Annotated in this window: 19 protein-coding genes; 16 read left to right on the top strand and 3 right to left on the bottom strand. The window is 71.7% G+C overall.

Annotation, left to right across the window (positions count from 1 at the left end):
* The first annotated feature begins 82 nt into the window (after positions 1–82).
* Entirely contained in the window at positions 83–379 is a 297-nt protein-coding gene (locus ACFXKZ_RS45275; protein ID WP_380011704.1) for a chaplin, read from the top strand.
* A 154-nt stretch (positions 380–533) separates the two neighbouring features.
* Here ACFXKZ_RS45275 and ACFXKZ_RS45270 read toward each other — a convergent pair whose 3' ends face one another.
* Positions 534–1,343: an SAM-dependent methyltransferase gene (locus ACFXKZ_RS45270; RefSeq protein WP_380011971.1), complete on the bottom strand. Its 810-nt coding sequence runs from the start codon at positions 1,341–1,343 to the stop codon at positions 534–536.
* Between the two features lie 262 nt (positions 1,344–1,605).
* Here ACFXKZ_RS45270 and ACFXKZ_RS45265 point away from each other — a divergent pair, with 262 nt between their 5' ends.
* Entirely contained in the window at positions 1,606–7,386 is a 5,781-nt protein-coding gene (locus tag ACFXKZ_RS45265; protein ID WP_380011701.1) for a glycosyl hydrolase family 18 protein, read from the top strand.
* A gap of 105 nt (positions 7,387–7,491) precedes the next feature.
* Here ACFXKZ_RS45265 and ACFXKZ_RS45260 read toward each other — a convergent pair whose 3' ends face one another.
* Positions 7,492–8,370, bottom strand: a complete 879-nt coding sequence (locus ACFXKZ_RS45260) for a RimK family alpha-L-glutamate ligase (RefSeq protein WP_380011698.1) — start codon at positions 8,368–8,370, stop codon at positions 7,492–7,494.
* Positions 8,371–8,628: 258 nt separating this feature from the next.
* On the opposite strand from ACFXKZ_RS45260, the gene ACFXKZ_RS45255 reads away from it, so the two are divergent.
* Together ACFXKZ_RS45255 and ACFXKZ_RS45250 are read left to right on the top strand one after the other, a co-directional pair.
* Positions 8,629–9,426, top strand: a complete 798-nt coding sequence (locus tag ACFXKZ_RS45255; protein WP_380011695.1) for a methyltransferase domain-containing protein — start codon at positions 8,629–8,631, stop codon at positions 9,424–9,426.
* Positions 9,427–9,546: 120 nt separating this feature from the next.
* A complete protein-coding gene (locus tag ACFXKZ_RS45250) occupies positions 9,547–10,032 on the top strand; it encodes a DUF1992 domain-containing protein (RefSeq protein ID WP_380011692.1) in 486 nt (161 codons plus the stop codon).
* A gap of 132 nt (positions 10,033–10,164) precedes the next feature.
* Here ACFXKZ_RS45250 and ACFXKZ_RS45245 read toward each other — a convergent pair whose 3' ends face one another.
* Complete coding sequence (locus ACFXKZ_RS45245; RefSeq protein WP_380011689.1) at positions 10,165–11,016, bottom strand: hypothetical protein; 852 nt, start codon at positions 11,014–11,016, stop codon at positions 10,165–10,167.
* Between the two features lie 479 nt (positions 11,017–11,495).
* On the opposite strand from ACFXKZ_RS45245, the gene ACFXKZ_RS45240 reads away from it, so the two are divergent.
* From ACFXKZ_RS45240 to ACFXKZ_RS45185, 12 genes are all read left to right on the top strand, one after another.
* Positions 11,496–12,785: an ATP-grasp domain-containing protein gene (locus tag ACFXKZ_RS45240; protein ID WP_380011686.1), complete on the top strand. Its 1,290-nt coding sequence runs from the start codon at positions 11,496–11,498 to the stop codon at positions 12,783–12,785.
* The gene (locus ACFXKZ_RS45235) at positions 12,782–13,723 is read left to right on the top strand and encodes a hypothetical protein (protein ID WP_380011683.1); all 942 of its coding nucleotides are present in this window, start codon (positions 12,782–12,784) and stop codon (positions 13,721–13,723) included. The genes ACFXKZ_RS45240 and ACFXKZ_RS45235 overlap by 4 nt, the downstream gene beginning before the upstream one ends.
* Entirely contained in the window at positions 13,720–14,895 is a 1,176-nt protein-coding gene (locus tag ACFXKZ_RS45230) for a PLP-dependent cysteine synthase family protein (RefSeq protein ID WP_380011680.1), read from the top strand. The genes ACFXKZ_RS45235 and ACFXKZ_RS45230 overlap by 4 nt, the downstream gene beginning before the upstream one ends.
* Positions 14,892–15,944, top strand: coding sequence for an enolase C-terminal domain-like protein (locus ACFXKZ_RS45225; RefSeq protein ID WP_380011677.1), 1,053 nt, complete (start codon positions 14,892–14,894; stop codon positions 15,942–15,944). Before ACFXKZ_RS45230 ends, ACFXKZ_RS45225 begins: the two co-directional genes overlap by 4 nt.
* Positions 15,941–17,251: an MFS transporter gene (locus tag ACFXKZ_RS45220; protein ID WP_380011674.1), complete on the top strand. Its 1,311-nt coding sequence runs from the start codon at positions 15,941–15,943 to the stop codon at positions 17,249–17,251. The genes ACFXKZ_RS45225 and ACFXKZ_RS45220 overlap by 4 nt, the downstream gene beginning before the upstream one ends.
* A 198-nt stretch (positions 17,252–17,449) precedes the next feature.
* Positions 17,450–18,241, top strand: coding sequence for a class I SAM-dependent methyltransferase (locus tag ACFXKZ_RS45215; protein ID WP_380011671.1), 792 nt, complete (start codon positions 17,450–17,452; stop codon positions 18,239–18,241).
* Positions 18,242–18,290: 49 nt separating this feature from the next.
* A complete protein-coding gene (locus tag ACFXKZ_RS45210) occupies positions 18,291–19,889 on the top strand; it encodes an ABC transporter substrate-binding protein (RefSeq protein WP_380011668.1) in 1,599 nt (532 codons plus the stop codon).
* The gene (locus ACFXKZ_RS45205; protein ID WP_380011665.1) at positions 19,886–20,839 is read left to right on the top strand and encodes an ABC transporter permease; all 954 of its coding nucleotides are present in this window, start codon (positions 19,886–19,888) and stop codon (positions 20,837–20,839) included. Before ACFXKZ_RS45210 ends, ACFXKZ_RS45205 begins: the two co-directional genes overlap by 4 nt.
* Positions 20,839–21,687, top strand: coding sequence for an ABC transporter permease (locus ACFXKZ_RS45200; RefSeq protein ID WP_380011662.1), 849 nt, complete (start codon positions 20,839–20,841; stop codon positions 21,685–21,687). Before ACFXKZ_RS45205 ends, ACFXKZ_RS45200 begins: the two co-directional genes overlap by 1 nt.
* A complete protein-coding gene (locus ACFXKZ_RS45195) occupies positions 21,674–23,311 on the top strand; it encodes an ABC transporter ATP-binding protein (protein ID WP_380011659.1) in 1,638 nt (545 codons plus the stop codon). The genes ACFXKZ_RS45200 and ACFXKZ_RS45195 overlap by 14 nt, the downstream gene beginning before the upstream one ends.
* 135 nt (positions 23,312–23,446) lie before the next feature.
* Positions 23,447–24,232 (top strand): VOC family protein, encoded by a 786-nt coding sequence (locus ACFXKZ_RS45190; protein ID WP_380011656.1) that lies wholly within the window; start codon positions 23,447–23,449, stop codon positions 24,230–24,232.
* A 173-nt stretch (positions 24,233–24,405) separates the two neighbouring features.
* Positions 24,406–25,359, top strand: a complete 954-nt coding sequence (locus ACFXKZ_RS45185; RefSeq protein ID WP_380011653.1) for a DUF4331 family protein — start codon at positions 24,406–24,408, stop codon at positions 25,357–25,359.
* Positions 25,360–25,396: the final 37 nt, after the last annotated feature.

The raw sequence follows: 25,396 nt of genomic DNA, 5'->3' as shown, positions 1-25,396 counted from the left end.
CCTCGTTGCACCGGTCGATCGCGCCACCCGCGGCGCCATCCGAAACGGAGATCACATGTACACGTTCAAGAAGTCGGCCTCCGTGGCCGCCGGTGTCGCAGCTCTCGTCATGGCCGGTGCCGGCGTCGCCAGCGCCGGGTCCGAGGCGAACGGCGCGGCGGTCGGCTCGCCCGGCGTGTTGTCCGGCAACAACATCCAGGTTCCGATCCACGTGCCGATCAACATCTGCGGCAACAGCATCAACATCATCGGGCTGCTCAACCCGGCGATCGGCAACGTCTGCGCGAACGTCGACGGCGAAGAGCGCGAGCACGGCAAGCACGAGGCGCCGCACCACGGTGAGCACCACGAGGCCCCGCACCACGGTCAGCACGGCTGATTCGAGGTTCGTGCCGTCCGTCCTCCGCTGACGGCGCGTGACACCGCAGTACCGGCGGCCCCTCGATGCGGACGGATCCGAGGGGCCGCCACACGCGGCCGGTGGCGGCGCTCCCCCTGCGGCGCGGCCCCGGCTTCGTCGTGTGCACGACGGGCTACGGTTTGCGGCCCACCGCGCCCCACATGGCCACCTCGGGGGCGCGGACCCCGGTATCCGGCCGCCAGTGCGAACAGGTGACGACACCCGGTTCGAGCAGTTCCAGGCCGTCGAAGAAGCGGGCGATGCCCTCCGGTGAGCGCTGCTTGAGCTTGGGCGTGCCGTGCTCGTTCCAGAACGCCACCGCGTCGTCCACGTCCGGCGGCGCGGGCGGGCTGGTCACCGTGTGGGACAGCGCGAGATGGCTGCCGGACGGAAGCGCGTCCAGGAGGCGGCGTACCGTGCCGTAGGCCTCGTCGTCGTCGTTCACGAAGATGATCACGCCGAGCAGGACCAAGGCGATGGGTTGGTCGAAGTCGAGGGTCTTCGACGCGCGGGCCAGGATCTCGTCGACATCGCGCAGATCGGCGTCGATGTAGCGGGTGGCCCCCTCCGGACTGCTGGTCAGCAGCGCCCGGGCGTGCACCAGCACCAGGGGATCGTTGTCGACGTAGACGATGCGGGACTCCGGCGCCACGCTCTGCGCGATCTCATGGGTGTTCCCGGCCGTCGGCAATCCGGTGCCGATGTCGAGGAACTGCCGGATGCCCAGATCGCGGGCCAGGTAGCGGATCGCCCGACCGAGGAACTGCCGGTCGGCCAAGGCGTAATCGCGGGTGCCGGGGTGGATCGCGGCGATCTGATCGCCGGTCTCCCGGTCCACGGGGTAGTTGTCCTTGCCGCCCAGCCAGTAGTTCCACACCCGGGCGGTATGGGCCACCTCGGTGTCGATCTTCCGCTCTGGTAAAGCCGATTCGGCGTCGGGCATGAACTCGGCCACGAACTCTCAACTCCGGATGCCGTGTGGGGTGGTCCAGGCCAATCTAGGGGCCGTTCGACCCCAGGCGGCAGGCATGGCGGTGAATCTTCCGTCAGGGTCGGCAAAGTTTTCCGGGGGGTGACGGAACGACCCGTTTCGGTACGGCTGTTCGGCGCCGAACCGGGGTGGGTGTTCAGTACCCGGGCAGTCGATGTCGAGCGCCGTCCCATATCCTCCTTCGGTCGTTATCTCGACAAGGAGAGGTACGGAAATGGTTCGGATTCGTCTCCGCGCGCAGCTACGCGCGTCGACCTTATGGGCCCGCCGACGCGGCAAACGTTCGCGAGTGGTGGCCGCCGGTGCGCTGGGCGCGCTGTTGCTGGGACCGCAGATGGTGTCGCCGGCGGTGGCGGCACCGACGGCGGAGGTCGGGACGGCGCAGGTCAACGCGGCAGTGCAACCGAGTCGGTTCGTCACCTGGAACATGCAGGGTCGTTCCGGGGACGGCCCGGATACGTCCAAGTGGCCGGTGGTCGACGGCCTGAAGGGCGATGCGGACCTCATCGCGCTGCAAGAGGCCGGAACCGAAAGACCCGACGGTGGGCAGCTTCTGAACCGGTACCGGAACTATGAGGACGAGGAAGTGGGCGACGCGGTCGACGTCCCCGAGGATGCCGACGATGGGGCCGTGAACAACGATCCCAATCTGCCGCCGCTCAGATATGACCTGACCGAGACCAAAGTGGGTCGTGACGGGGGGCGCAACTCCGGCTACCTGTACTTCCTGAAGATCCATCCCCTTCAGAGGCCCTTGCCGAACGGCAACATCCCGCGGATCAACCCGCGAGGCGTCCGGACCTCGATGGCGATCTGGTCGAGACAAGAGGCGGACGGTTTCGGCGCCGTCTTCGACCCGGCGCGCAACCGCAGCCGGCCCGCGCTCGGTCTGCGCTTCGGGGACAACTGGGTGTTCAATGTGCATACCGCCGCCATTCGCAGCGAACGCACGCCCAATCCGCATGCCTTGGGCCTGCTCGGGGCCATCCGGGCCGGCGTCGGAGAGGACAACTGGGCCGTTCTCGGCGACTTCAACAGTCTGGCGGACACATTCCCGGAGAATCAGGGTATCCGACTCTTCGCCCGCCAAGGCGGCATCGCCACGAACCCGGCGCAGATGACCCATCGCTCGGGGTACCCGCTGGACTTCATGGTGGTGGCCGGGCAGCGCGGCGATGTGAACGTGTCCGTGGGCAACGACATCGGCTCGGATCATTTTCCGGTCCGTATCGCACCGCCGGGCCCGGTGGACTGCACCAGATGGAACCACACCACGCGCTATCGAGCCGCAGGTGTTCGCGACGAGGCATCGAGCCCCCGGGCGGGCGCCGCGGACGCCGAGGATCCGAACTGCTCGACCGACGGACGACCCACCGCCGCGGTGTCGTTGGGCGACAGCTACATCTCCGGTGAGGCGGGCCGCTGGGCCGGCAACGCGGATACCGGCGAGGCCGGGTACTGGGGCACCGACCGGGGCGACTCCGTGTACGGCAACACCAAGTACGACGGCGGCAACGGGTGCGAGCGCTCCGACGTCGCCGAGATCAACAGTGCGGCTCTGGCCGTCGATCGCCGGATCAATCTGGCCTGTTCCGGCGCCGAGACGAAGAACTTGCTCACCGAAGCGTTCAAGGGTGAGCGACCACAGGTGGAGCAACTCGCCGATGTGGCCAAGGACAACAGGGTCACGCTGATCGCGGTTTCGATCGGCGGCAACGACCTGAAATTCGCCGACATCCTGGCGAGTTGCGGCAAGGCGTTCTTCAACCTCGGGCCCGATTGCGAGAATCGCGGAGGCACGGGCTGGGAGAAGGCTCTCGAAACCTCGCTGCCCGACACGCAGCAGAAGGTCTCGGCGACACTCGCGGCGATTCGCGACGTGATGCGCCGGGCCGGGCAGTCGGACACCTCGTATCGCCTGGTGCTCCAGTCCTACCCGACACCGCTGCCCCGGGCCGCCGACAACCGCTACGAGAACTCCATCAAGCCGCGCTACTCGCAGGGTGGTTGCCCGTTCACCGACGCCGCCTCGGATTGGGCGGTCGAGTCGGTGGTGCCGCGGATCACCTCGATGCTGCGTGCGGCGGCGACCACCGCCGACGCCGAATTCCTGGACCTGACCAAGGCGTTCGCCGGACACGAATTGTGTGCCAAGAACGCCCGCCAGGCCGGCGGGACGGATGCCAACGGGGTGCCCGGGGCCGAGGCCGAGTGGGTGCGTTGGGTGCCGTACCTGGCGGGTGTACCGATCCCGGAGCCGCACCAGCAGGGCGACTACCGCGAGGCGGTGCACCCGAACAGCTTCGGCCAGCAGGCGATCGGGGCCTGCCTGGCCGCGCTGGCCAACCGGGAACCGGACTGGACCAGGCGCGAATTCCGCTGCACCAACACACCGGGCAAGGGGCCGGACGGCGTGACCGGTGAACCCATCTCGCCGAGTTACGTGGAGGAGGGTTGGATCCGGCTGCGCAACGCCGAGACCGGCGAGTACCTGCGCCCATACGAACCGGGCTCCAAGTGGGTGGTCACCGGCCCGTCCGGCGAGGCCGGCCAGGAGTGGTTCATGGCCAACGGCCAGGCCGGCATGGTGACGCTGCGGAGCAACCAGAACAACTACCTACGTGGCGACGGTGGCGCGTCCTGGCAGTGGGCCGCGCTCGGCGACTCGGTCGAGTGGTTCACATCGGACGACGCGATCGGCGGCGCCCGGCAACTGAAGTTCGTGGACATCATGCAGGGGCTGCCCGCCACGTTCTGCCTGGCGCACAGCACCTCGCGGCCCACCCACTGGGCGAGTGGGGATCCGTGCAGTGATGCCAAGAACCAGCGCTGGTGGATCGAGCGGGTCGGCGCCTCGCCACCCCCGCCGCCGCCGCCGTTGGAGCGCGCCACCACGTGGACGCGGGTCGTCGATCGTGGGCTGGTCACCAACCGGGTGAGCACCAAGTGCATCGACGTGGACACCCGGGATGCCGAAGGGCGGCGTGACGGTGGTCGGATCCACCAGTGGGGGTGTGGCGGCTGGGACAACCAGCAGTGGGATCTGCGGCCGCGACACGGTGACGGGTCGATGGAGATGGTGAGTCGCTACAGCGGCAAGTGTCTGGACCTGGACGTGGGTTCCGGACGGATCCAGCAGTGGGGCTGCGGTGGCAGCAACAATCAGCAGTGGTTCCCCGACGGTGAGCAGTTCCGCAACAAGCACTCCAACACGTGCCTGGCGGCACGCGATGGTGCCGACGGCAGCGAGCTGACCATGGGTCCGTGCCAGACCTCCCCGGTGTGGGACGGCGACGCGGGCGACCCCTTCGACGCGGGTGACGGACGTTTCGACGACGGCGGCGCGCGACCGGCCCGACCGGCCGATCAGGCGGCGTGCCGACCGGACGGGATGCAGCCGACGCAGGGCGTGGCGACGCGCTACTGCGACGTGTACCAGGGCGACGGGCGTGAATGGCTCGGCCAGGACCGCAGCCGGCGGGTGGTCGGCTACTTCACCTCCTGGCGCACCGGGGCCGACAACTCCCCGCGCTACCTGGTGAAGAACATCCCCTGGAACAAGGTCACCCACGTCAACTACGCCTTCGCGAAGGTGGAGAACAACCGGATCTCGGTCGGCGACGTGAACGACCCGAACAACCCGTCGACCGGGATGACCTGGCCCGGGGTGACCGGTGCCGAGATGGACCCGGCGCTGCCGTACAAGGGGCACTTCAACCTGCTCACCCGCTACAAGCGTGACCATCCCCGGGTGAAGACGCTCATCTCGGTGGGCGGTTGGGCCGAATCGCGCGGTTTCTACCGGATGACGACGAACGACGACGGGTCGGTCAACCAGCCGGCCATCGACACGTTCGCCGACTCGGTCACCGAATTCTTGGCCCGTTACGGGTTCGACGGCGTCGACATCGACTACGAATACCCGTCGGCGCTGCCGCAGTCCGGCAACCCGGAGGACTGGCCGGTCTCCGACCCGGTGCGCGGTGGGCTGAACAAGAGCTACGACGCGCTGATGAAGACGCTGCGGGAGCGGCTGGACAGGTCGGGCGCCGACCGCGGTCGATACCTGCTGCTCACCTCCGCGGCATCCTCGTCGGGTTACCTGGTGCGTGGTCAGGAGAATCAACCCGCGCTTCAGTACCAGGACTTCATCAATGTGATGTCCTACGACCTGCACGGCTCGTGGAACTCGTTCGTGGGCCCGCAGGCACCGCTGTACGACGACGGGCGGGACGCCGAACTGGCCGCCGCCGGGATCTACAACGACCAGGACCCTAATACGAAGGACTTCCAGAAGAACGGCTACTTCAACGTCGACTGGTCCTACCACTACTACCGGGGCGCACTCCCACCCGGCCGGATCAACCTGGGCATGCCGTATTACACGCGCGGCTGGAAGGACGTACAGGGCGGCACCGACGGGCTGTGGGGCAGTTCGGTGAAGACGGACCAGGGCGCCTGTTCGCCCGGGACCGGTGACAACGGCGGGAAGAGCAAGTGCGGTTCCGGCGCGATCGGGATCGACAACCTGTGGCACGACACCGACCGGGGTCGCGAGGTGGCGGCGGGTTCCAACCCGCTGTGGCACGCGAAGAACCTGGAGAACAACATCCAGCCCCGCTACATGGGCCGCTACGGGCTCACCCCGGACCGGGACGCGGACGACCGCATGTCCGGGACGTACGCCCGCAAGTGGGACGACACGCTGAAGGCGTCCTGGTTGTGGAACGCGGAGAAGCGGGTGTTCCTGTCCACTGAGGACGAACAGTCCGTCGATACCAAGGTCCAATACGTCAAGGACAACGGTATCGGCGGGGTGATGTTGTGGGAGATGGCCGGCGACTACGCGCTGCGCGACAACGGCGAATACGGCATGGGGTACGACCTGACCAGCCGGATCGACGGGGCGCTGCGGGGTACCTCCGGCTACGGTGACACGCGCGCGGGACGGCCGATGCCGCCGCAAAGCGTGGACGTGAAGGTGCAGTTGGTCGACTACCCGAGCACCGAGATGTATCCGATGCAGCCCAAGCTGCGGATCACCAACGACTCGGCGGTCACGCTCGCCCAGGGCACCGAGATCGCGTTCGACATCCCCACCTCGACGCCGCCGGTGCTCAAGGACGACAACTACAAGGAGATGCCGATCATCCGACCCGGGCGCACCGGGCCCAACGTCGGCGGCCTCGGCGCCGACTTCCATCGGGTCACCGTCAAGCTGGAGAAGTGCCAGGACATCCCGCCGGGGAAGAGCCTGGACATCGGCATCAAGTACTACCTGCCGATCACCGGGCCGGCGAACGCCACGGTGAAGGTGGGGGATGGGGAGTTCGGCGTCACCACGGAGAACCGGCGCGCCGTCACCGGCGTGCAGCCGCCCGAGCCCGAGGCGGGCACCTGCTCGGCCCCCGAGTGGAGGTCGGGCACCGCGTACAGCCCGACCGGCGGGCGGTTGTGGTCGCCCTGGAACAAGGGCGCCAAGGGCTGGCAGTTCGAGTATCAGGGCAAGCTCATGGACCACTACCCGGACCAGTCCCGGGTGCACCTGATCGAGCCGATCGAGAGCAACGACAACCAGTACTGGCAGGTCACCGACGCGGGTGGGGGCTGGTATCGGATCGTCAACGGGAACCGCTGCCTGACCGCCACCACCGGGGGGCAGGACCTGTCCACCACCGGGTGTGACGGCAGTGATCGGCAGAAGTGGCGGTTCGTCCCGGTCGACCTGCAAACGGGAGCGGAGGGCACGCCCGGCGGTCCCGCGCACGGTGTGGCGGCCAAGTTGCGTTCGGCGAGCGGGTTCGACGCCGAGGCGCAGAACGGCAGCGCGGAGCGCGAGACGCACGTCCTGGCGGGTGATCCCGCCGGTTCGTCGGCGGCGTTCGTGTCCTGGCAGGGCTACTTCTGGTACGCCCAGTGGTACACCACGGTCGAACCCGGACTGGCCGAGCCCAACGGCGGCCGGCCGTGGCGACGGCTGGGGGCGACGCCCTGAGCGAGGTGAGCAGTAGCTGACCTCGCGTCAGCCGGCAGCCCGGGCCCGGGTCGGAGTGTTTCCGACCCGGGCCCTTCGGCGTTCCGCCCTGGCGGCGCGCGGAGTTCAGTCGACGGCGCGGGCGCGGATCAGCTCGGCGAGGCGGTGCAGGGCGGCGGGGTTGTCGGCGAGGAACAGGTTGGGCTCGACGAGTTCGAGTTCCATCACCACCGGCGAGCCGTCGTCGGCCGGGGCCACGTCGACGCGGGCGTAGAGCAGCGGATGTGCTGCGACCGGGACCACGGACAACGCCGCGACGGCCAGGTCGAGTTCGGCGGCGGTCGGGGTGTACGGGGCCAGACCCGGGTGCGGGTGGCGGTCGTTGTCGAGGACGCCGACCTCGGTCAGGACCGGCCCCTTGCGCATGGCGTGGCCGAACGTGCCGCCGAGGAAGACCAGCGCCCGTTCGCCCTCGTCGATCCGGGACAGGTACGGCTGTACCATCGCGGTCTCGCCGCCGGCGTGCAGCGCGGCGATGTGGCGGGCCGCCGCGTCGTGGTGCTCCGGGGCGGCGTAGCGGGCGCTGTCCCGGGCGCCGGAGGAGACGGTGGGCTTGATCACGAAGTGGCCGCGTTCGGGCAGGATCGCCCGCTCGCCGGGGGCGACGAAGCGGGTCGGCACCACCGGGACGCCGTGCGCGGCGAGTTCGCGCAGATACCGCTTGTCGGTGTTCCAGCGCACCGGCGTGGCCGGATTGTCCAGCCGGGTCACCGCCTCGACCGCGTCCACCCAGGCCAGATAGGACACCGGCCGCTCGCAGTAGCCCCACGTGGACCGGATCACCACGGCGTCGTACGCCGACCAGTCCACGTCGGCGCGATCCCAGGACACCGCCTCGGCGTCGGCGCCGTGCGAGCGCAGGGCGGCCACCAGCGGCGGCATGTCCGCGTCCAGCCGGAGGCCCGGGCCCGAGGTGGCCGGCGCCACGCGGATCGTGACCGACATGGATACCTCCGAGGGCGGTGAACACGCCGTGGCCGCGCGGGAACACCGGGTCGGCGGATCATCTCAGGGCCCGCCCGCGAGCGGGCCGCGTCTCGCGCCGACCCGGGTTCGCGGGCGTGGCTTGTTCGGGTGGGTCGTCGGGTGTTGATGACCTTCGGGCGAACGATAGCCGTCCATTGGCCGACATGGTGCGATTGCACCCGCGAATGCCCCCAGACTGCCACCGCCGACCGGTCGGGGTCGGGGGTGGGACCGTGGATGAGCGAGGACACCGTGGCAGACGAAACCATGGACGATGTGCGTGCCGGGGTGCACGCGACCTATGTGGCGGCGGCGAGCGTCGTGCTGGCCGGGGGCAGTGTGACCAGCGAATCCTGCTGTGACGGCAGTGGGGTCGGGGTCGGTCGGGGGTTCGGGGCGGGGCGGTATCGCGCGGAGGAGTTGCGGTGGCTGCCCGGGGCGGCGTCGGCCGCGAGCCTGGGGTGCGGCAATCCGGCCGCGGCGGCGGACCTGGTCGAGGGCGAGCGGGTGCTCGATCTCGGCTCGGGCGGCGGCATCGACGTACTGCTTTCGGCCCGTCTGGTGGGGCCGAAGGGGCGGGTGTACGGGCTCGATCTGTTGGACGAGATGCTGGAGTTGGCCGGGGCGAACGCGCGGCGCGCCGGAGTGGACAACGTCGAGTTCCTGAAGGGCTCGATCGAGGCGGTGCCGCTGCCGGCCGCGACGGTCGACGTGGTGATCTCGAACTGTGTGATCAGTCTGGCGGTGGACAAGGGCGCGGTGTTCGCCGAGGCATTTCGGGTGCTGCGCCCCGGCGGCCGGTTCGCTGTGTGTGACGTGGTGGCCGGCGAGGGGTTGACGATCGAGGAGCAGATCGCGCGCGGGTCGTTCGCCGGGTGTCTGGCCGGCGCGTTGGCGGCGAGCGAGTATCGGGCCGGGCTGCGGGCGGCCGGGTTCATCCGGATCACCGTCGAGCCCTCGCACGAGATCACCGACGGGATGCGGTCGGCGATCGTTCGGGCCGACAAGCCGAAGGTGTGCTCCTGCGGCTGGTGACCTCGGGGTCGACGGCGGGGTCGGGGGTGTGGCCCGCCGCCGATCCGCCGCCGCCCGGTCGGTGGGGTGGGTGCGGCATGCTGGAGGGGAACCGACGTCGTCGTGCGGAGGAGGAGTTCCGTGACCGAGCGCAAGCCGCCCGAGGTTCCGTTCGACTCGTGGGTGGACCGGCAGATCGACGCCGCCGCCGCGCGGGGCGAGTTCGACGACCTGCCCGGAGCCGGTAAACCGTTGGCCGCGATCGACGCGCCCTACGACGAGCTGTGGTGGGTGCGCCGCAAGATGCAGAGCGAGGGCATCTCGGTATTGCCGCCGACCCTGGCGCTCCGCAAGGAGGCCGAGGACACGATGGCGGCGATCGAGCGGGCCCGCTCGGAGCGGGAGGTCCGGCGCATGGTGACGGAGATCAATACCAAGATCGTCGCCGCGTTGCGGATGCCGCCGCCCGGGCCGGTGCTGGGCCTTCGGCCGTTCGACGAGGAGGAGGCCGTCGCCCGGTGGCGGGCGACGCGGCCGGAGCCGGCGGCGCCGGCGAATCCGGTGGGTACGGACGCGCGTCGGCGTGGGTCGTCGTGGTGGCGGCCCTGGCGGCGTCGGGTGCGGTAGGCGCGGGGCGGGTCCGTCGGCGGGTCGGTCTTCGGCCGGGACGGAGACCGCCGGCTCGACGTGGCCCCGGTGGTGTCGAGGTGGGTCGTCGAGCCGGCGATCGTCCGGAGAACCGGGCGGACCCGGGGTGGTTCAGGCCGCGGGGCCGGTGAACAGGCCGCGACCGGTCTTGACCGCGCGTCCGGCCTTGACCAGACCCTCGGTCGAGGTGCGCACGCTCTCCATGCGGCTCTTGGTGGCGACCTCGCCCAGGGCCTCGGTGAGCTGACGCACGTTCATCGGCTCGCCGGTGCCCGCCAACAGCGCGGCGATTTCGTCGCGCAGGTGGGAACGGACCGGACGGGCCGCCGGCGCCGCCGCGGGAGCGGGCGCTTCCGTGGCCTTGGCCTTGGCGGCCTTGGTCGCGGTGCCCGCCTTGGTGGTGGTCCGCTTGGTGGCGCTCGGCTTGGCGGTGGCCGGCTTGGCGGCGGTCGCCTTCGCCGCGGCGCCGGCCTTGGTGCGGGTGGACTTCCTGGCCGCGGGCTTGCCGGCCGGAGCCTTGCGGGCGGAGGCGGACTGTATCCGCGTCTGCTCCGCCACCGCCGCGACCGCCTGCTTCTTGCGGCGCGGGGCCGGAACGGTCGCCGCCGGGGTCTCCGGAGCGGCCGGTTCGGGTGCTGCCTCGACGACCGGCTCGGGCGAGGCGGTGGCCTCGGCCTCGGGCGCGGCCTCCACGGCGGGTTCGGCCTCGGGCACGGGTTCGGCCTCGGGCGCCGGGGCGACCGCGGCTTCGGCGACCGGCTCCGCCGCCGCCTCCTCGGCCGGGGCCGGCGCCGACGCGGTCAGCGGGCGGATCAGCGCCAGTTGTTCCACCGCGCTCAGCCGAGCGGCCAACTGGGCCTCTACCACGGCCAGTTCCTCTTGCAGCCGGTCCCGTTGCCCGGCCAGTTCCGTGGCCTCCTTTTCCAATGCAACTCTCAGTTCGTCAACCGACGATGCGACCATCCGGCGACTCCTTTTCGTGGTTCGGCAATCGGGTCGGGGCAGTCGCGATCCGGCGGACCGGACCACGTTGTTCCCCTTCGGCGGGCGGGGGCATCCCACCCGCGCTGGGTCCATGATCGCCCGTTCCGCGCGTGACATGCACCAAAACACGTTTCCGCGTGCGGAATTGCCCGAAGAAAGCTTGGATCGGCCGCTCTGCGTGCGGTGTTGCGGACGGGTTGTGACATGGGAAACCGGGTTCGGGGGTTTCGGGGCGGGGTCGAAGCCCGGATTCGGCAGTACCGATGTGCTGCCGAGCGCGGTTCGGGTGTGGTTTCGGGACGGTGGCGGCGCGGTGGCGGGCCGGCGCGGATGGGTGCGGCGGGTACGGACGGCGGCTCTCGTTGATGTTGTATTGAAAATGAAAACCATTCCCGATACGGTCACGGCGGATCGATGCTCTGCGAGAGAGCCGTCGCCGCGGTCGGAGAGGGAGTTCGGTGGGTCATCTGTTGGTTGTCGAAAGTTGGGTCGGGGCGATGAGCGGGTTGTTGCCCCGGGCGATCCACGAGGCCGGACACGAGTTCACGTTCCTCACCCGGGACCTGCACCACTACCTGCGCGCGACGCCCGGCGCGGCGCCGCATCCGCTGCTGTCCGCGCGCAACATCGTCACGACCGAGACCAACGACGCGGCGGAACTGCCGGCCGCCGTCGAACGACTGCACGAGGTGTTCGCGTTCGACGGGGTGTTGTCCGCGTGCGACTACTACCTGCCGGCCACGGCGCGGATCGCCGCCCGGCTCGGCCTGCCCGCTCCCGCGCCGGATGCGGTGGAGGCGGCCTGCCGCAAGGATCTGACCCGACTGCGCCTGGCCGAGGCGGACGTGCCAGGCCCGCGCTTCGCGCTGTGCGCGGACCGGGCGCGGGCGCGTGCCGCGGCGCGCGAGATCGGCTACCCCGTCGTGGTCAAGCCGGTGGACCTGTGCGCCGGGATGTTGGTGCGTGTCGTCCACGACGAGGTCGAACTGGCCCGCGCACAGCGGGCGATCACGGACCTTACGGTGAACGCGCGGGGCCGGCGCCGGGCCCCGGTGGTGCTGATCGAGGAATACCTCACCGGGCCCGAGGTCAGTGTCGAGACGGTCACCCGGGCGGGGCACACCCACGTGGTCGGCGTCACCGACAAGAGCCTGGGCGCCGAGCCGACGTTCGTCGAGACCGGACACATGTTCCCGGCCGCACTGGGGCCGGACCACACGCGGGCCGCCGCGGACACCGCCGTACGCGCGGTCGAGGCGCTGGGCCTGGACCACGTCGTGGCGCATACCGAGATCCGGCTCACCTCCGACGGGCCGCGCACGATCGAGGTCAACCCCAGGCCGGCGGGCAATCGCATCACCGAACTGGTCCGGCACGTCACCGGCGTCGACCTGGTCGTGGCCTGTGTCGACGTCGCGCTCGGCCGACGTCCCGACCTCGCGGTGCGGGAGACCGGCGTGCGCAGTGCGGCCATCGGCCTGCTGCTGCCGGACGAACGCGACCTGTCGGCCGACGGGACGGGCACGCTCGCCGGCATCGACGGCGCCGACGCGGTACGCGGCGAGCCGGGCGTGGTCGAGCTGACCCTGGCCGAACCGGGGCGGGCGGTACGGGCCGCGACCAGCAACAACGAGTATCTGGGCCACGTGCTGACCGCCTCCCGGGGCGCCGGCGCGCGGGAGTCGGCCGAGCGCATGCTGGGTCGGCTGCGCCCCCGCTACGCGGCCGTGTCGGCGGTGACCGGGTGAGCCGGCCGCGATCCGTGCCCGGCCCCCCGGGCGCCCTCGACGATCTGCTCGTCCGGGTCCGCGCCGGGGAGTTCGGGGCCGACCCGAACCAGGAGCGGGTGAGTACCGCCTTCTGCACCGTGCAGGCCGTCCGGCACGCGGAACGCACCACCGGCTACCGCAACGAGGTGCTGAGCGTGCGATTGGGCGCGGCGGTCGGCTCGTGTGCCGCCGAGCCGGGCACGCTGCCCGCCGACATCATCGACGAATGCGTCGGGGCCCGCGTGGCCGACCTGCTGGCGCATCCGCTCGCGCCGGTCCGGATCGCCGCCCTGGACGCCTACCTGATGCGGGCCCGCCCGCATGGCCCCGAGCACGGTGCCCGGGCGTACCCGCTGCCGGCCGGGAGTTCGCTGACCAAGTCGCGGGCCCGGGCCCGGGCCGTGGTCGAGCTGCTGCCCCTGGCGCGGGTACGCACGGTGCTGGTCGTGGGCGTGGTCAACTCGCTGTTGGAGCGGCTGCGTACGCTCGGGATCGGCTGCGTGCCGTGCGACTTCGAGGGTGGGCGTACCGAATGGGGCGAGCCGATCCACCGTGACGCCGAGGCCGAACTGGACGGCTGCGACGCGATCCTGGCCTCCGGCATGACGCTGGGCAACGACACCTTCGAGCCGCTGCGCGCACATGCCGCGAGCACCGGCAAGCCGCTGGTGATGTTCGCCCAGACCGGCAGCGCGATCCTGCCGCACTTCGTGGGCGCGGGGGTGAGCGCGGTGTGCGCCGAGCCCTATCCGTTCTTCTGGCTGGACGGCGGACCCGGTGTGGTCTACCGCTACGGCGGGTCGAGCGCGGCACACCGGCCCGGCGACCCGGGCGCGGCACACCGACCCGGAGAGCCGAGTGCGGCGCACCGGCCCGAACGTACGAGCGCGGCGCACCGATCCGGAGGTGCCGCGTGAATACCCTCCCGCTTCCGCGCGCCGCCGGTTCCACCGGCGCCAATCCCGACCTGCTGGCCCTGCTCGGCCGCACCCCCGTGGTCCGCGTCGGCACCGAACTGCCCTGCCCGCACCCGGGATTCTGGGCCAAGCTCGAATACCTGAGCGCGGGCGGCATGAAGGCCCGCGCCGCCGTATCGATGTTGCGCGGCGCCCGCCGACGCGGCGAACTGCGCCCGGGCGCGCTCGTGGTCGAGTCCACCTCGGGCACACTGGGCATCGGTCTGGCCTTCGCCGGACAGGCGCTCGGCCATCCGGTCCGGCTCGTCGGCGACCGCGAACTCGAACCGTCCATGCGGCAGTTGTTGCGCGCGCACGGCGCCGAATTGGACCTGGTGGAACATCCGGCGGCGGTCGGCGGCTGGCAGGCCGCCCGGCTCGCCCGGTTGCGCGAGATCCTGCGCGGCACGCCCGGCGCCTACTGGCCGGACCAGTACAACAACCCCGACAACCCGGCGGGCTACGCATCGATGGCGACCGAACTCGCCGACCAGCTCGACCACGTGGACATCCTGGTGTGCAGCGTGGGCACCGGCGGGCACAGCGCCGGGCTGATCGGGCCACTGCGTCGGCGCTGGCCGGCGCTGACCGTGATCGGCGTCGACTCGGTCGGCTCGACCATCTTCGGCCAGCCCGCCCGACCACGCCTGATGCGCGGGCTCGGCAGCAGTATCCGGCCGCGCAACGTCGCCCACCACGCGTTCGACGAGGTGCACTGGGTCGGCCCGGCCGCCGCCGTCGACGCATGCCGCCGGCTGGCCCAGGGCAGCTTCGTCAGCGGCGGCTGGAGCACCGGCGCGGTCGCCCTGGTCGCCGCGTGGGCGGCCCGGGTCCACCCCGGTACGACCGTGGCCACCATCTTCCCGGACGGCCCGCACCGGTACCTGGGCACCGTCTACGACGACGCCTTCTGCGCCGCGCACGGCCTGGACGGCGCTCACGTGCCCACCCACCCGGTGGAGATCCTGGACCCCGGGATCGTCGAGGTCGGCGGTTGGGCGCGCTGTCGCACGGTCGCGCGCACGCCGGGCGGCCCGGGGCCGTCGGTGGGGGAACACGCGCCCGCGTCGGCCGCCACGCCCGCGTCCCGCGTCGCGAGCATGCCCCAGACCTCCATAACGGGGTCCGCATGAGGCTCACGTGGCAGACCACCCGGCTCGAACTGGGTGAGCCGTTGCGCATTTCGCGGTCGGTGATGGCCGGGCGGGACGCCGTCTGGGTGTGTGTCGAGCACGAAGGGGCACGCGGGTGGGGTGAGGCGCTTGGCAGCACTCGGCTCGGACTGTCGGCCGATGACATCGGGGCGGCGCTGGCGCGCGTGGCGCGGCCGTGGCTGGGGCGGTTCGGCGAACCGGAGAGCGCTTCGCGGGAGTTGGCCGGCAGCGGAGCGAGCGGGCTGCCGCTCGGGGTGCGGGCCGCGCTCGACGCGGCGTTGCTCGACCTGGTGGGCAAGCGCGCCGGGCAGCCCGTACATCGGCTGCTCGGCGCCGAACGGGCGCCGGCGGCGGTGACCGCCCGGACCATCGGGCTGGGCGGGATCGAGCACGCGGCCGGTGCGGCGACACGATTGGCCGGACTCGGGTTCACCGTGCTCAAGGTGAAGGCCGGTGCACCCGATCCGGCGCACGATCTGGCCCGGGTCGCGGCCGTGCGCGACGCGGTGCCGCACGCCCGGCTGCTGCTCGATCCCAACGGCGCGTGGAGCGAGGCGCAGACCATGGAACTGCTGCCGCGCTTCGCCCTCCTCGGGGTCGAGGCGGTGGAGCAGCCGATCGCCGCCGGGCGGCCCGAGGTGCTGGCGCGGATCGCTCGGCACGCGCCGATCCCGGTGATCGCCGACGAGGACGCCATCACCCGCGAGGATGTGCTGCGGCTGGCCGGACGGATTCCCGGGGTCAACCTCAAACTCGCCGAATGTGGCGGTTTGCGTGCGGCGTCGCGGATCGTCGAGGATCTGCGCGGCAGCGGTACCGAGGTCATGTTCGGCTGTCTGACCGGCAGTTCGCTCGGCATCGCGCCCGCCGTACACCTCGTCGACCGGGCCCGCTGGGTCGACTTGGACGGGCATCTGCTGCTCGCGCACGATCCGTGGACCGGCATCGGCGGTAGCGACGGCACCGTGCGTGCCGCCGGACACGCGCCCGGGCTGGGTGTGCGGCGCACGATCGGGGCCGCCCGATGAGGACACTTCGCGCGGTGGCCGAATTCCCGCTCGCGGTGCGGTTGTTGCTGGTCAACCAGCTGGGCGTGAACATCGGCTTCTACCTGCTGATCCCGTATCTGGCCACCCACCTCACCGACGACCTGGGGATGTCCGCCGCCGTCGTCGGCATCGTCCTGGGCGTGCGCAACCTCGCGCAGCAGGGCCTGTTCATCCTCGGCGGCTCCGCCGCCGACCGGCTCGGCGCACGCGGCGTGATCATCGCCGGGTGTGCGCTGCGCACCGTGGGATTCGGGTTGTTCGCGCTGGGCGACGGACTTCCGGTGCTGCTTGCCGCCGCGCTGCTCAGCGGACTGGCCGGGGCGCTGTTCAACCCCGCGGTGCGCACCTACCTCGCCCGCGAGGCGGGGCCGCGCCGGGCCGAGGCGTTCGCCCTGTTCAATGTCTTCGCCACCACCGGCGCCCTGGTCGGCCCGCTGCTCGGCAGCCTGCTGCTCCTGGTCGACTTCACCGCCGCCGCACTGACCGCGGCCGTGCTGTTCGCGGCGCTGACGATCGCCCAGGCGCTCGTCCTGCCGGCGCGCCCGGTGCCCGCGCCGGAGCGTTCGGTTCTGGCCGACTGGCGCGAAGTCCTGGGCAACCGAGCCTTCGTGGCGTTCTCGATCGCGATGGCCGGGTTGTACGGCCTGGAGACGCAGCTGTACCTGCTGCTCCCGGACGGTGTTCGGCACGCGACCGGCCAGGAGGCCGCCGTCGGGCTGCTGTTCCTCACCGGGACGGTCGCGAACCTGCTGCTGCAACTGCGGATCACCCGCTTCCTCCAAGCGCGCGGGGACCGTACCCGGTGGATCACGATCGGAACGGCCGTGACGGGACTGGCCTTTATGCCCCCGATGGTGGTCGCCGGCGGCGCCGGCCCGGACGGGACCTGGGACGCGGTGGTGCGGATGGTGCCGCTGATCGCCGCCGCCCTGCTGCTGCATCTGGGTGTGATGATCGCCCAGCCGTTCGTGCTCGAACTGGTCCCCGCCTTCGGCCCGGACCGATTGACCGGCACCTGCTTCGGGCTGTTCTACGCGGCGTCCGGCATCGCGGCGGCGGCCGGCAACGCCGGGATCGGCTGGGCGATGGACGCGGGCGCGGACGGTGGCCGGGCGTGGTTGCCGTGGGCCTGCTGCGCGCTGCTGGGCCTGGTCTCGGCCTCGGCGGTGGGGTGGCTGCGCCGGGGTGGGACGCTGCCGTCGACCGCGCCCGGGACCGGCGCCGTCGAGCCCGCCGCGGCGTCGCGTACTCCCGACCACCCCAGGGCCGAGAGCGAGTCCCGATGAGCACCCGTGCCGGCCGCACGGTCGGGAGCTTGTCGTGATGAGCATCCGTGCCGGCTGCGCGGCTGAGAGCTTGCCGCGACGAGCACCCACGCCGGCCGCACGGCCGAGAGCTTGTCGTGAGCACCTGTTACCGCCGCACGCCCGAGAACTCGCCCCGATGGGCGCCCGCGACCCGTACGAAGCCGAGAGCGAACCGACGTGAGTACCCGCAATCTCCTGACCGATACCCCCGAACTCTACGAACGCCGCTTCCCCGACCCCGACCGGCGCGCCGCCCGGTGGACCGACGCGACCCTGCGGGGCCACGGCGGCGGGCCGCGTGTGCTGGACGTGGGGTGCGGCACCGGGCGGGACGCGGCCTGGTTGCACGCCCATGCCGCCCGCGAGGTGGTCGGCATCGACACCTCGGCGGCGATGCTGCGCCACGCCCGCACCCACCACCCCGGCCCGGACTACCGCCTCGCCGACATGCGCGACTTCGACCTCGGACGTGTCTTCGACGCCGTGGTCTGCCTGGACAGCGCGCTGCTGTACTGCCACGAGAACACCGACCTCGCGGCGTTTTTCGATCGTTGTCGGGAACACCTCGTGCCCGGCGGGCTGTTCGTGGCCGAGCTGCGCAACGGCGCCTATTTCCTCCAGGGCGCCGAGGGTGCCCGGACCGAAACCGAACCCCGGACCGATACCGTCGTGCACGCCGGGGTCACCTACACCTCGCGCACCACCCTGTGGGTCGACCACGGCGCCCAACTGCTGCGCCGACGCCGGGAATGGACGTCGGACGACGGAGCGCCGGCCCGGACGCAACTCTCCGCGTGGCGGCTGCTGTTCCCCCGCGAGCTGGGCTACTTCCTCGACGTCGCAGGCTTCGACGTGCTCGACCTCTACGACCACCCGGGACCGCGTACCGACCCGCCCTGGATCGAGGGCGCCCCGCCCGCCGCGACCGGGCACGGCGACCGCCTGCACGTGGTCGCCCGCCGCCGCTGACCCGGCATCACCCCGCCCACCATCACCGCCGACACGGAGAGAACGACCCATGAGCCGGATCCACCCCCGCATACCCCTCGGCGCAGCCCGCGCCGGAACCTCCCGCCGGGCCTTCCTGACCGCCGGGGGCGTTGCCGCGCTGACCCTGGCGGTGGGCTGCGCCGGCGGCACGGCCGAGCCCGGGCCGCACGCCGGTACGCCGGGCGAGGCAACGCCCAGGCGCGGCGGGCGACTGCGGGCGGCCTTCCCGGGCGGCGGTGCCAACGAGACGCTGGATCCGCACCTGGCCAATCTGTTCGTCGACGTGGCCCGGGCCAAGGCGCTGTTCGACAAGCTCGCCGACTACGGCGCGGACCTGGCCCCGGTACCCCGGCTCGCCGCCGGGTGGGAGCCGAACGCGACGCTGGACTCCTGGCGGGTACAGCTGCGTCCGGCGACCTTCCACGACGGCCGGCCCGTGACCGCCGAGGACGTGCTGTACAGCTTTCGTCGGATCGCCGACCCCGCACGGGCGTTTCGGGCCAAGGCCGCGCTGGAGTCGATCGACCAGGCCGCGAGTCGGGTGATCGACCCGGCCACGGTGGAGTTCCGGCTCAAGCTGCCCTACGCCGAATTCCCCAACGTGCTTGCGGCTTTCGGCGCCTACATCGTGCCGACCGGCGCGGACTCCTTCGAGCGGCCGGTGGGATCGGGGCCGTTCGTGTTCGGGTCGTTCAAGCCCGGGAGTTCGCTGCTGCTGCGACGCAACGACGGCTACTGGGACGGCGGTCCGCACCTGGACGAACTGGAGTTCGTGATCGCGGGCGAGGAGTCCGCGCGGACCAACGCGCTCCTTGGCGGGCAGGTCGAGTACGCGCACGAGCTGAACCCGGCCACCGCGCGGGTGCACGAGGGCCGGGGCCGGATCACCGTGTTGCGGTTGCGGAACAGCGCGATGCAGGGCTTCGTGATGAAGACCGATCGGCCGCCGTTCGACGACCGGCGGGTCCGGCAGGCGTTCTGCCTGATCGCCGACCGTCGGGAACTCGTGGACGGGGCACTGTCCGGCGCCGGGGAGGTGGGCAACGACCTTTTCGGCAAGGGATATCGCTACTACGCGGCGAGCCTGCCGCAGCGCACCCAGGACCTGGCCCGGGCCCGGGCGCTGCTGCGCGAGGCCGGCGCCGAAGGTCTGACCGTCACCCTGGACACCGCGCCCGCCGCCACCGGATTCGTCGAGGCCGCCGGGATCTTCAAGGAACAGGCGGCGAAGGCCGGGGTCACCGTTCAGGTGCGGATCGGCAACAAGGACACCTACTGGAAGGACATCCTCACCTCCGGCACGCTCGCGTCCTACCGCTCGGGGGCGATGCCGATCGAATCGCACGTCTCCCAGCGGTTGTTGACCGGATCCACCACCAACGCGACACACTGGCGGGACCGGGACTTCGACGAACTGTATCGGCAGATCCAGTCCACCCCCGACGAGGCGTTGCGCACCGCGCTGTACGAGCGTATGCAGCGCCGACTCCACGACGAGGGCGGGTTTTTGATCTGGGGCTTCGCGGACTGGATCGTGGCCACCGCGAACCGGGTGCGCGGCGTGGCGACGAACGCGCCCGCCAATACGCTGGACTGGGCCCGGTTCGACAAGGTCTGGCTCGGGTGAGCGCGGATCGTGGCCGCCCGGCACGCCGACTGCTGCTCGGCCCGGTCCAGATCGCGGCCGTGGTGCTGTTGATCTTCGCGCTGACCGAGGCGCTCCCGGGGGACGCAGCGGTGGCCCTGGCGGGCGACCAGCCCGACCCCGAGCGGATCGCTCGGATCCGGGAGTCGATGGGCCTGGATCGTTCGGTCGGCGGACGGTTGGCCGCCTGGATCGAGCGTCTGGCGCACGGTGACCTGGGCACCTCGCTGGTCTCGGGCCGGTCGGTCGCCGACCTGCTCGCCGACGGGTTCGGCCCCACCCTGATACTGGCCGGGGCCACGGTCGTGCTGCTCGTGCCGCTGTCGGTGGGTCTGGGGGTGCTTGCCGCGCGGCGCGAGGGCGGCCCGGTGGATCGCCTGATCAGCGCGCTGACGTCGGCGGTGCACGCGGTTCCGGAGTTCGCCCTCGGGGTGTTGCTGATCACGCTGTTCGCGCTGGAACTGCGGTGGTTGCCGCCGACGGCGGTGGGTACCGACGGTGATCTGCTCGGCCGTCCGGCCGTGTTGGTGCTGCCGGTGGTGGTGCTGCTGTCCCGGCCGGTGTGCACGATCGCCCGGCTGGTGCGTGCGGGCATGATCGACGCGATGGCGTCGCCGTACGTGGCGCACGCGCGGCGGCTGGGTCTGTCCGGTGCCCGGGTGTGCCGGACGCATGCGCTGCCGAACGCCCTTGCCCCCGCGATCCAGCAACTGGCCCGCACCTGCGACTGGTTGCTGGGCGGCGTGATTGTGGTGGAGGCGCTGTTCGTGATCCCCGGGCTCGGCACCGTACTGGTGGACGCGGTCGCGGCGCGCGACATCCCGGTGATCCAGGGGCTGGCGCTGGTGTTCGGTGTGGTGACCGTTTCGGTCAACCTTGTCGCCGACCTCGTGACGCTGCGGCTGGCGCCGCGCGTGGAGGTGGCGGCGTAGTGAACTCACGTTTGGGGAAATCGAGTTGGGGCGACGGTGGTGGTCGGCGGTATGCGGTGGCGCTCGCGTTGATCGGGCTGCCGCTGGTGATCGCGTTGATCGGGCCGTGGTTCGCGGGGCCCGTGCAGCCGCGCGCGGTGTCGTTCAGCGCCGGGGAAGGGCATTGGCTGGGCACCGACTTCGCCGGGCGCGACGTCTGGCGGCAGGTGTTGCTCGGCGGGCGATCGGTGGTGTTGGTGGCGGTGGCCGCGACGGTCCTGGCCTATCTGGTGGCGGTGCCGCTCGGGCTGGCCGCCGCGGCGACGCGGCGCGGGTGGGTGGCCGAGGTGCTGATGCGGCCGCTGGACGTGCTGATCGCGATACCGTCGCTGCTCGTCGTGCTGCTCGTGGCCGCGCTGTTTCGGCCGGGGCCGGCCGAACTGGTGCCGGTGATCGCTCTGGTGGCGATGCCGGACGCCGCGCGGGTGGTGGCCGCGGCGGGCACCGAGGTGGCGGCGCGGCCCGCCGTCGAGGCGTTGCGGATGCAGGGCGAGTCCTGGTGGCGGATCACGGTCGGCTACCCGCTGCGGTCGATCCGGCGCACGCTGGCCGCCGACGCGGGGACCCGGCTCGCCAGTGCGCTGTACCTGGTGGCGACCGCCGCGTTCCTGGGCGTGGGTGTGGCCCCGGACGCCGCCGACTGGGCGGTGATGGTGGACCGCAACCGGCCCGGCCTGTTCCTGCAACCGTGGGCCGTGGTGGTACCGGCGGCGCTGATCGTGGCGCTGTCGATGGGCACGAACCTGGCGTTCGACACGGCGTTGCGGACGCCGACGGCCGGGCGGGGAAGGGCCGATGAGCGACGCTGAACCCGTGGCATTCGTGCGCGGGTTGCGGGTTGCGGTGGGTGGTCGGGCGATCGTGGACGGGGTGGATCTGACGCTGCGTGCCGGGCGGATCACCGCGCTGGTGGGGCCGTCGGGCAGCGGCAAGACCACCACCGCGCTGGCCCTGCTCGGCGAATTCCCGCTCGGCGCCCGGGTGACGGGCGAGGTACGGGTGGTGGGCGGGGGAGCGGTCGGGTACGTCCCGCAACATCCCGGCGCGGTGCTCAACCCGGTGCGTCGGGTCGGCGTGTTGTTGCGGGACATCGCGCGAGCGCGGGCGCGGGTGGGCGCGGGCGGCCGAGGGTCGCACCGGGCCGCGGTGGACGAGGCGTTGCGGGCGGCGCGGATCGAGCACCCCGAGGAGGTCGTGCGGCGTTTCCCGCATCAGCTCTCCGGCGGGCAGCAGCAACGCGTCGTGGTGGCCCAGGCGTTGTTGCTCGGTGCGCGGGTCGTGGTTGCCGACGAGCCGACCACGGGGCAGGACGCGCTGACCAAGCAGGGTGTCGTGGCGCGGCTGGCTGCCCTGGCCGGAGAGGGGATCGCGGTGTTGTTGCTCAGCCACGACCTCGACGTGGTGCGCCGACTCGCGCACGAGGTGGTGCTGTTGGCGCACGGGCGGCCGGTCGCATTCGGGCCGACGGCGCGGGTGCTGCCGGCGCCCGAGCGGGTGGAGGTTCGGCCCCGAGGGCCGGCCGCGGACGACGGCCCCGACCCCACCACCGCCGTTCGGCTGGAAGCTCGGGACCTCACGGCCGGATACCCGGCGGGCGTGCGGCGCCGGGTGACCGTCCTGGACCGGGTGAGCCTGTCCGTGGCACCCGGCGAATGCCTTGCCCTGGTGGGCCGTTCGGGCAGCGGCAAAACGACACTGGGCCGCTGCCTCGCCGGCCTGCACAGTGGATACCGCGGGCGGATCCGGTTCGACGGGACGACGTTGCCCCGCTCGCTGCGTGGTCGTACCACCGACCAACTGGCGGCCGTGCAATACGTGTTCCAGGATGCGCGGGCCTCGTTCGACGAGGGCCGGCCGGTCCTGGACCAGGTGGCCCGGACGGCCGTACGGCTGCGCGGTGTGCACCCGGACGCGGCTCGGACGCAGGCGCTCGACACGCTGGCCGAACTCGGCCTGGCCGCGCCCGTGGCGGAGCGCCGACCGGGCGCGCTGTCCGGGGGCGAGTTGCAGCGTGCCGCGTTGGCCCGAGCCCTGCTTGCCCGACCCGGTGTGCTGGTCTGCGACGAGATCACCTCGGGCCTGGATGGCGCGGCCCGGGCGGAGCTGCTGGACCTGCTCGCCCGTTCCCGGGAACATAGCGGCCTGTCCCTGGTGTTCATCACCCACGACCTGGCGGCGGCGGCCCGGCTCGCGGACCGGATCGCGGTCCTGGACGCGGGCCGGCTGGTGGAAGAGGGCCCGGCGGGACGGATCCTGACCGACCCTCGACACACGTTCACCCGCAGGCTGGTCCGCGCGGCCGGCGGTGTCGTGTCATGGAGCGGGGGAGACGACTTCGGCGACCCGGCCGGTAGGGACGTTCCCGACCCCTGCGGATCGGCCCGGGGTGAACGACGGCGACCGCGTCGAACCCGTCCCGGGCCGGGCGGGTGAGCGACGTGGCCCGACCGGAGGTTGACGGACGTGGTCCGGCGGGTACCGGCGCGTCGGTGGCGGCCCGATGGGGGCTGCCCACGATGGCGAGTGACGACGGGTTCGGGGGCGTCGTTCTTCTCTGGAGGTTCCGTCATGCCCGAGGTAACCAGTCCCTATAAGCCCGGCACACCCTGCTGGGTCGACCTGATGGTGCCCGACCAGCAGGCCGCGCTCGACTTCTACCGCGACCTGTTCGGCTGGCAGGGCGAGGTGGGCCCGCCGGAGACCGGTGGATACGCGGTCTGCACGCTCAACGGCAAGGCCGTCGCGGGCATCATGAAGGCGATGTCCCCCGACGGCGGACCGACCCCGCCGACGGCCTGGACCACCTACCTGGCCACCGCCGACGTGGACGCCTCCCAGGAGAAGATCGCCAAGGCCGGCGGCACGGTGATGATGCCCGCGATGGACGTGATGACCCTGGGCCGGATGTGCGTCGCCGCCGATCCCACCGGCGCGGTGTTCGGTCTGTGGCAAGCGCGGGACTTCGGCGGGGCGCAGGTGGTCAACGAGCCCGGTTCGGTGATCTGGAGCGAGCTGAACACCAGCGATACGGGCGCTGCGGCGAAGTTCGGCAAGGCCGCGCTCGGTCTGGAGGCCAAGCCGATGGAGGGGGCCGAGGGCTACTACTCGCTGAGCGCGGATGGGCGGGTGGTCGGCGGGATGCAGGGGCTCGACCAGCTGCCGCCGGGCACGCCGTCGCACTGGCTGACCTACTTCTCCGTTGACGACACCGACAGCGTCGTCGACGCGCTGGTCCGGGCCGGCGGCAACGTGCTCAAGCCGCCGTTCGACATGATGGCCGGCCGGATGGCCGTGGTCACGGACCCGCAGGGCGGCGCGTTCGCGGTGATCAACGCGACCGCTCCGGCACCGTAGTGACCCGACGGTCCGCCCGGCATCCCACGCGGGCGCCGGGCGGACCGCGCGGTCGTATCGCCGGGTGGTGCCGTCGGGCAGGCGGCGCGACGGTGCGGCCGGACGGGTGACCACCGGTGCGCGTCGCCTGCCGCCGCCGGGCCGGCGAGGCGTACGTACCCGACGCTGAGCGCATGTCTCATCACCTCAGCGGACCCGACCTGCGGTCCCCCAAGGACGACGCCCGGCTCGACCTCACCGACCTGTTCGTGTTCTCCCGGCCCGGCGGTCGCACCGTCCTGATCATGAACGTGCACCCCATCGCCGGGGCGGGCGCGACCTTGCACCCGGACGCGGTGTACCGGATCAACGTCGACACCGACGGCGATCTGCAGGCCGACGTGGCGTTCAGCGTGGTCTTCTCGGTGCCCAAGGACGGACGCCAGACCGCCACCGTGTATCGGGCGACCGGCGCGGCAGCCCGCGCGCACGAGGCGACGGGCGAGCCGATCGTCGTCGACGCGCCGGTGGCCGGCGACGCCGACGCGATCGTGGTTCGGGCCGATCCGTACCGCTTCGCCGTCGGCCTGCGCAGCGACCCGTTCTTCGCCGATCTGGACGGCATTGTCAAGGATTTCCAGTGGACCGGAGTGGACTGGGGCGCCGACAAGAACGTGCTCGGCATCGTGCTGGAGATGCCCGACGCCGAACTCGGCGCCGACCCGGTGATCGGGGTCTGGGCCCGGGTGAGTCTGCGGCAGGACGGCGGGTTGGAATCGGTGGACCGGGGCGCGCATCCCTCGCTGACCGCGTACTTCAACGCCGAGGACGTCAAGGACGCCTACAACGCCGGCGAGCCCGCGCAGGACTGGGACACCTATCACGAGGCGTGGATCGCCGCACTCGCTCACTTCGGCCACTACGAGCGGGCCGAAGCGGAACGTACGCTGCGCACGGTCCTGCCGGACGTACTGCGCTTCGACCGCTCCCGGCCCGCCGCCTATCCCAACGGCCGCACGCTCACCGACGACGTCACCTCGGCCCGGCTGACCATGTTGTCCAACGGCAGGATCACCAGTGACCACATCGGGCCGCACACCGACCTGCTGCCCGACTTCCCCTATCTCGGCGCGCCGCACCCCGCCTGAATCGGCCGCTCGCACGCACGAACGGTCCGCCCCTCGT

This window comes from Embleya sp. NPDC059237, assembly GCF_042754105.1.
Classification (GTDB): Bacteria; Actinomycetota; Actinomycetes; order Streptomycetales; family Streptomycetaceae; genus Embleya.
Note: the sequence above shows the minus strand (reverse complement) of the source record. Positions and strands in the feature narration are given on the sequence as shown.

What these genes read in the sequence shown, in the direction of transcription:
- ACFXKZ_RS45255 (WP_380011695.1), top strand. Translation starts at nt 8,629, where the DNA reads ATGAGCGAGGACACCGTGGCAGACGAAACCATGGACGATGTGCGTGCC.
- ACFXKZ_RS45265 (WP_380011701.1), top strand. Translation starts at nt 1,606, where the DNA reads ATGGTTCGGATTCGTCTCCGCGCGCAGCTACGCGCGTCGACCTTATGG.
- ACFXKZ_RS45185 (WP_380011653.1), top strand. Translation starts at nt 24,406, where the DNA reads ATGTCTCATCACCTCAGCGGACCCGACCTGCGGTCCCCCAAGGACGAC.
- ACFXKZ_RS45270 (WP_380011971.1), bottom strand. Translation starts at nt 1,343, where the DNA reads ATGCCCGACGCCGAATCGGCTTTACCAGAGCGGAAGATCGACACCGAG.
- ACFXKZ_RS45225 (WP_380011677.1), top strand. Translation starts at nt 14,892, where the DNA reads ATGAGGCTCACGTGGCAGACCACCCGGCTCGAACTGGGTGAGCCGTTG.
- ACFXKZ_RS45195 (WP_380011659.1), top strand. Translation starts at nt 21,674, where the DNA reads ATGAGCGACGCTGAACCCGTGGCATTCGTGCGCGGGTTGCGGGTTGCG.
- ACFXKZ_RS45260 (WP_380011698.1), bottom strand. Translation starts at nt 8,370, where the DNA reads ATGTCGGTCACGATCCGCGTGGCGCCGGCCACCTCGGGCCCGGGCCTC.
- ACFXKZ_RS45210 (WP_380011668.1), top strand. Translation starts at nt 18,291, where the DNA reads ATGAGCCGGATCCACCCCCGCATACCCCTCGGCGCAGCCCGCGCCGGA.
- ACFXKZ_RS45220 (WP_380011674.1), top strand. Translation starts at nt 15,941, where the DNA reads ATGAGGACACTTCGCGCGGTGGCCGAATTCCCGCTCGCGGTGCGGTTG.
- ACFXKZ_RS45190 (WP_380011656.1), top strand. Translation starts at nt 23,447, where the DNA reads ATGCCCGAGGTAACCAGTCCCTATAAGCCCGGCACACCCTGCTGGGTC.
- ACFXKZ_RS45245 (WP_380011689.1), bottom strand. Translation starts at nt 11,016, where the DNA reads ATGGTCGCATCGTCGGTTGACGAACTGAGAGTTGCATTGGAAAAGGAG.